Annotated in this window: 6 protein-coding genes; 2 read left to right on the top strand and 4 right to left on the bottom strand. The window is 55.3% G+C overall.

Translation table 11 applies throughout. The annotated features are described in order from the left end of the window. Positions 1 to 249 precede the first annotated feature (249 nt). The gene (locus tag AC13CN_RS04880; RefSeq protein WP_044630763.1) at positions 250 to 453 is read left to right on the top strand and encodes a cold-shock protein; all 204 of its coding nucleotides are present in this window, start codon (positions 250 to 252) and stop codon (positions 451 to 453) included. Between the two features lie 62 nt (positions 454 to 515). On the opposite strand, the gene AC13CN_RS04875 is transcribed toward AC13CN_RS04880, so the two are convergent. The 4 genes from AC13CN_RS04875 to AC13CN_RS04860 all read right to left on the bottom strand — a co-directional run bounded on the left by AC13CN_RS04875 (position 516) and on the right by AC13CN_RS04860 (position 5,453). Then, entirely contained in the window at positions 516 to 1,229 is a 714-nt protein-coding gene (locus AC13CN_RS04875) for a hypothetical protein (protein ID WP_474188884.1), read from the bottom strand. 30 nt (positions 1,230 to 1,259) lie between these two features. Next, complete coding sequence (yegS, locus tag AC13CN_RS04870; RefSeq protein WP_483053041.1) at positions 1,260 to 2,219, bottom strand: lipid kinase YegS; 960 nt, start codon at positions 2,217 to 2,219, stop codon at positions 1,260 to 1,262. A 40-nt stretch (positions 2,220 to 2,259) separates the two neighbouring features. Next, positions 2,260 to 4,890, bottom strand: coding sequence for an aminopeptidase N (pepN, locus tag AC13CN_RS04865; protein WP_483053040.1), 2,631 nt, complete (start codon positions 4,888 to 4,890; stop codon positions 2,260 to 2,262). A gap of 77 nt (positions 4,891 to 4,967) precedes the next feature. Further along, positions 4,968 to 5,453: a YajQ family cyclic di-GMP-binding protein gene (locus AC13CN_RS04860; protein ID WP_228219433.1), complete on the bottom strand. Its 486-nt coding sequence runs from the start codon at positions 5,451 to 5,453 to the stop codon at positions 4,968 to 4,970. 209 nt (positions 5,454 to 5,662) lie between these two features. Between AC13CN_RS04860 and cobO the strand changes: the two genes are divergently transcribed. Continuing rightward, entirely contained in the window at positions 5,663 to 6,262 is a 600-nt protein-coding gene (gene cobO / locus AC13CN_RS04855; RefSeq protein WP_062361200.1) for a cob(I)yrinic acid a,c-diamide adenosyltransferase, read from the top strand. The last annotated feature ends 141 nt before the right edge of the window (positions 6,263 to 6,403 follow it).

Genomic DNA, 6,403 nt, shown 5'->3' with positions numbered 1-6,403 from the left:
CAAGAAAACCATCGGTTACGGACTGCCGGACTTCGCAGAGGAACTCAACTACGGAGTCGATCTATCAACCATCTGAGGGTGGTATCAGATTGATGGGGTGAAGGTGCCCCATCAACCATTAAATCCGTATACCCAAAAAATCTTAACCACGTCACTACTGGACGTGCTGATTATTTGCTTCTAAAGTGGATTTGGTAGGTAGGCAATGAGCCACCTGCTCAATCATTAAGCACGTTAAGGATATGAACGATGGCAACTGGCACTGTCAAGTGGTTCAACGACACCAAAGGTTACGGCTTCATCTCTCCCGATGACGGCGGTGACGATCTCTTTGCCCACTTCTCCGAAATTCAAGCTGAAGGTTTTAAGACCCTGCAAGATGGTCAGAAAGTCAGTTTCGAGGTGACTCAGGGTAAAAAAGGCCTTCAGGCCTCCAACATTCGCGTTGCTTGAACCGCACCGAATGGATAAAGGCCCGGAATACGGGCCTTTTTTTATAGGTTGGGGTTTACTTCTTAAGACGATGTATCCAACGTGTCATCCGAGGAGCTTTCGGCCTCTTGCGCTTCGCTATCGTCACTGCTGGGGCGCTCACTCTCCAAGGCTTGGAACTGCTCTTCTAGGCGCTGCTGGGCCTCTTCGAATTGACGTTCGGTATCTTCGATGAGCGCATCCACATCTTTCGCTTCTAACCCACCTTCCACGGAAGAACCTTCGGGTAAACTGCTTTCGCGCTCCCAGCTTGGCTCGATGGGATCGTTCTCCATGGGTGCCAGTTCGGGCGACTGCTGCTCGATTTCTTGAAACTGTTGCTCCAACTGACGCTGTGCCTCTTCGAAACGACGCTCAGTCTCGGCAATCACGTCATCGACATCAGAACGCGTGGTTTCACCCGGCATTGCGCTGGCTTCGTCAAGGGCTTCGTCGGGGTCGGCGGCCAGCGTCTCTTCGTCCGCCTGCAGGGGCTCCGAAGTTGACTCACTGACGGTGGAAGACAGGTCTTCCTGAACATTGGAAGGCTCGGACGCCTGACGTTCAATGTCGTCTTCCACCTGGGAGGGCGAAGGAACATCGTCACTACTGGTGTCAGGTGCAGCGGCTAGCGTCTCACTGGGCTGCTCGGCCGCGCTCTCTTCCGGTACGACATTTGCCTCTTCTTGACTGTCGCCGCAGGCACTCAGCAGTAGGGCCAAACTGGCCAGTAGCGGCATCCATACACGGTAGCTCATCGAGTCATGCTCCTTAATGGTTCGAATTCATTAGTGGCGGTCGTTGGCAGACAACAGCGAACAGCCTTCTGGTAAGCGTACCTTCAACGCTAGCGGGACGACTTCAACGGTGAATCGTTGATAGCGTTTTGCCTCACCATCCAGGGTCAGCGGCCAAGGTTCATCATCGGACCGAGTGGTAACGGTCAACTGGCTGGCAGTGAAGTAGCGCACATAACGCCCTTCTGCGGGGAACTGCTGTAGCTCGCCGAGCAGCGCAGGGAGCTCCGTCACCGAATGAAACTCTTTGACTAGCAGAACGTCCAATCGCCCATCATCAAGCTTGGCACGAGGGGCCAGCACCTGCCCCCCACCCGATTGACGCCCATTGCCCAGTGCCAGCAGCAGCAGTGACGCGGCCTGCTCATGATCGCCCCAGTGCAACGTGCCGCGATAACTGCGATGCCGCCACGCCTTGAGCGCCCCCATCAGTGAGTAGGCTCCTCCCCCTAACATGCGTTTTAACGTTTTGGGGGTAGAGGAGGTGATTTCTGCGCCGAAACCACCAGTGGTCATATTGATGTAATAGCATACCGACGGTTCGCCACTGGTTTCTGCCGTCATACGAATCACATCGATGGGCGCAGACGGCAAGCGAACGGCATCCGCCAGTGCGCGATCCGGCTTCAAAGGTAACCCCACCGAAGTGGCAAAATCATTCGCGCTGCCCATCGGCACCACGCCCAAGCTCGGACGATGGTCATGGGGGGTGCGCATTAGCCCGTTAACCACTTCGTTTACCGTGCCATCGCCGCCACAGGCGATCACACTGGTAGCTCCTAGTTCAACGGCTTGGGCCGCAAACTCGGCGGCATCGCCACCTTCCCAAGTAGCGCGAACAATCATCGGCGTCCCTGCCTTGCGCTGCGCTTCAACGGCCTCGCGTAGCGCCGGATTTCCGGCAGACTGACCGTTAATAATCAGTAAATAACACTGCTGTGAATCTGTCACCGGTGTCTTCCCTCTCCATGGTTAATTCACTGGATGCACGTTATGCCAGCGCTTTCTCGACCACCTCGAACACGTTGGACGACAGCGGTTCTTGTTTGATCCGCTCTAGCTCCGCACGCATTAACTGCTGACGCGCTTCATCAAAACGCTGCCAGCGGGTTAAGGGGGTGATTAACCGCGCGGCAATCTCTGGATTCAGGCGGTTTAGCTCAATCACCACATCTGCCAACAGCGCGTACCCTTTGCCATCCAAGCGATGGAAATTGACCCGATTTTGCGCAAAGGCACCTACTAACGCACGCACCTTGTTGGGGTTCTTGATGGAGAACGCTGGGTGCTGCATTAGGTACTTTACGCGCTCCAATACGTCCGGCTGAGGGCGCGATACCTGAATCGTAAACCATTGATCCATCACAAGCGGGTCGTGTGCCCACTTTTCACCAAACGCTTTCAGCGCGGGGTTAGCCAAATCATCACGGTCGCTGTGTACTAACAGTGTCAACGCATGGCGTACATCGGTCATATTATGATCAGCGGCAAACTGCGCTTCACAAAGTGCCACACTCTCGTCGTCCTCAATGGACATTAAGTAAGATAGCGCTATGTTTTTGAGACTACGCTGGGCAATTTGTTCAGGCGTCGGCGCATAAGCTTCATCAGTGCCATTCTCTTTATACACGGCGATAAATTCATCACGCAGCGCCTGGGCCAAGGATTGGCGCACAAACTCACGCGCGGCGTGAATCGCATCCACATCGACAATCGGCTGCTGCTCGGCGATGTAGGCTTCCGATGGCAGCGTTAGCATCTCAGCCAGTACCGCCTTGTCATCCATGGAGGAAGTCAGGAGCGTTCTAAAGGCTTCTACCACCCGGCTATCCATGACCTTCTCTACCCCGTTGCGGTGGGCGGCGATCAAGTCATCCAGCGCCAACAGTGCGAGCCTTTGCCCCGCGTCCCAGCGGTTGAAACCATCGCTATCGTGGGTCAACAGAAAGGCCAAATCTTCGCGAGAGTATGGGAAGTGCAGTTTTACTGGGGCGGAGAAGTCGCGCAGCAGCGATGGAACCGGCGCCTCTGCCACATCGGTGAAGATGAAGGTCTGCTCATCGTCGGTCAGGTGAATGACCGCGTCCTTACCCAGCTTTTCACCTTCAAGCGTCAGAGTAAGATCCTGACCGGATTTGGTGCCCACCAGGCCCATGCGCACAGGAATATGCAGCGGCTGCTTGTCGGGCTGGCCGGGAGTGGCGGGGGTACGCTGGCGCAGCGTCAAATGGTACTCGGCGTTGGCGTAGTCGTACTCACCGTGGGCATCGATTTCCGGCGTGCCCGCCTGGGAGTACCAGCGCATGAACTGGCTTAAATCGATGCCCGACACCTCGGCCATGCAGCCCACGAAGTCTTCAATCGTCACGGCCTGACCGTCAAAGCGCTCGAAATAGAGATCCGAGCCACGGCGGAAGGCCTCCCAGCCCAGCAGGTTACGCAGCATGCGCACAACTTCCGCCCCTTTTTCATAAATGGTCAGGGTGTAGAAGTTGGTGATCTCGATATAGTGATCCGGACGAATCGGATGCGCCGTGGGACCTGCATCTTCGGCAAATTGCGCGGTGCGGAAAAACGAGACGTCTTGAATGCGCTTGACGGGGGCTGAATTGATATCCGCAGAAAAACACTGATCGCGGAAGACCGTAAAACCTTCTTTTAGCGAGAGCTGGAACCAGTCGCGGCACGTCACGCGATTCCCCGACCAGTTGTGGAAGTATTCGTGGGCCACAATGCTTTCGACATTCTGAAACGCCGCATCGGTGGCGGTATTGGGGTGGGTCAGCACGGCAGCGGAGTTAAAGATGTTTAATCCTTTGTTCTCCATCGCCCCCATATTGAAGTCATTCACCGCCACGATCATAAACAGATCTAAGTCATACTCGCGGCCGTAGGTCTCTTCATCCCAAGTCATTGCCCGCTTTAGCGAGGCCATGGCGTGGTCGGTCTTATCGAGATTCTCTTGCTCCACCCAGAGCTGTAACGTCACGTTACGGCCACTCATGGTGGTGAAGTGATCTTCGACCTTGGTTAAATCGCCTGCCACCAGCGCAAAAAGATAGCAGGGCTTGGGGTGCGGATCTTCCCAGGTCACAAAGTGCCGGCCGCTCTCTAAGGTGCCCTGATCAACTGGGTTACCGTTCGCCAACAGCACCGGCTCCCGCTGCGCATCACCTATCACGGTGACCTTAAACGTAGCCATAACATCCGGGCGGTCAGGGTAATAGGTGATGCGGCGAAATCCTTCCGCTTCGCACTGCGTGCAGTACATGCCGCTCGATTGATACAGCCCTTCTAAGGCAGTGTTACTGCTAGGAGAAATCTCGACTTCGCTCTCCAGGGTAAACGCTGCCGGAACACTTGGAATGGTGAGCGTCTCATCGGTGAGCTGGTAATCGGCCTCAGCGAGCGCCTGGCCGTTGATCGCGAGCGCGTGCAGCGTCAGGTGTTCGCCGTTCAGCACCAGCGGCGTAGTTTGTTCAGCACTGGCGTGGCGCTCTACGGTAAGGCGTGCTTTAACACGGGTCGCGGTGGGGTCAAGATCAAACGTCAGCTCGGTATGGGTCACTTGGTAGGCGGGCGGCTGATAGTCGCTTAAATAAACCGGCTGCGGATCAGACATAATGCGAAACTCCTGTAAGCTTTAAGTAGTCGAGTAGCGCAAACGCTGCGCTACTCAATGAATATTTCTTATAATCGTTAATCGCGGAAATTATCAAACTGCAGCGGCAAATCAGGCCCCTCTTCACCGTGCAGTAGTGCCATCACACTCTGCAAATCATCGCGCTTTTTACCCGTTACGCGCACCTTCTCGCCCTGAATTTGAGCCTGTACTTTCAACTTACTGCCTTTGATACGCTTTACCACATCTTTGGCTTCTGCTTGGTCGAGGCCCTGCTTGAGCTCTACTTCCTGGCGCGCCTTCACACCAGACAGCACCGCGTCTTTAACGTCCATGCAACGTGCGTCGATACCGCGGGCAATCAGTCGGTTACGCAGCACGTCCAGCATTTGCTTGAGCTGGAAATCTACTTCGGCCTCAAGCAGCACCTTATCGCCTTCCAACGTGAAGCTGGCATCAACGCCTTTAAAGTCAAACCGTGACTGGACTTCACGGTTTGCTTGGTCAACCGCATTGGCGGCTTCGTGCTGATCGAATTCTGACACGATATCAAATGAGGGCATGACACTATTCCTGACAAGACATGACCCACCATTCTAGAGCAGCAAGCCCCCAACCGGCCAATTCTCTTAGAAAAAGCTGGACAAAAACTCTGCAAGCCGGTCACATCAAGCTTAAAAGCTATACAAACACCTCTCAGGGCGATGTTAAATTGTGCGCCTCTGTCGTAACCTGCTGACATAGCCCTGTACTCTTTCAACGAGGAGAGACCATGAGTGATCGCGATACCCGCCATAAAGCATCGATGGAAAAACTCAAAGCGCGAGTGGACGAAAAAGTCGCCAATGCCACCGAGCAGCGCGGAATGCTGCTCATCAACACGGGCAACGGAAAAGGCAAAACCACCGCCGCCTGGGGCACCGTCACGCGCGCGCTGGGTTATGGCTACAAAGTAGGCGTGGTGCAGTTCATCAAGGGGTTATGGGAGTGTGGCGAGCGCAATCGGCTGGAAGACGATCCTCATTTGAGCGTCGCTATCATGGCAACCGGCTTTACCTGGGATACGCAAAATCGCGAAGCGGACACCGCCGCCTGTCTGGAGGTCTGGCAAGAAGCGCAGAAAATGCTGGCAGACCCCGAGATGTATCTCGTGGTGTTGGACGAACTCACCTACATGCTGAAGTTTGGCTATCTCGATATCGCCACGGTCAAACAGGCGCTACTGGACCGTCCACAGGAACAAACCGTGATCATTACCGGGCGAAATGCCCACCGTGAGCTGGTGGCCATGGCCGACACCGTGACCGACATGCAGGAGGTGCGACACGCTTTTAACAACGGCCTTCAGGCCCGGCGAGGCATCGATTTCTAAGATCGAGTAGGAGGGGGAGTCGCCTCCCCCGTCCTCTCACACCACCGGGCATACGGATCCGTACCACGGCGGTTCCTGTCATCCACTATTGGACTGAGCTTCGTTCCGCTGAATCCGCCCGCCTGTGTGCTCTAAGCGCTT

It is taken from the genome of Vreelandella sp. L-25 (assembly GCF_056857535.1).
The sequence above is the reverse complement of the archived record's forward strand: the minus strand, read 5'-3'. Positions and strand labels throughout refer to the sequence as shown.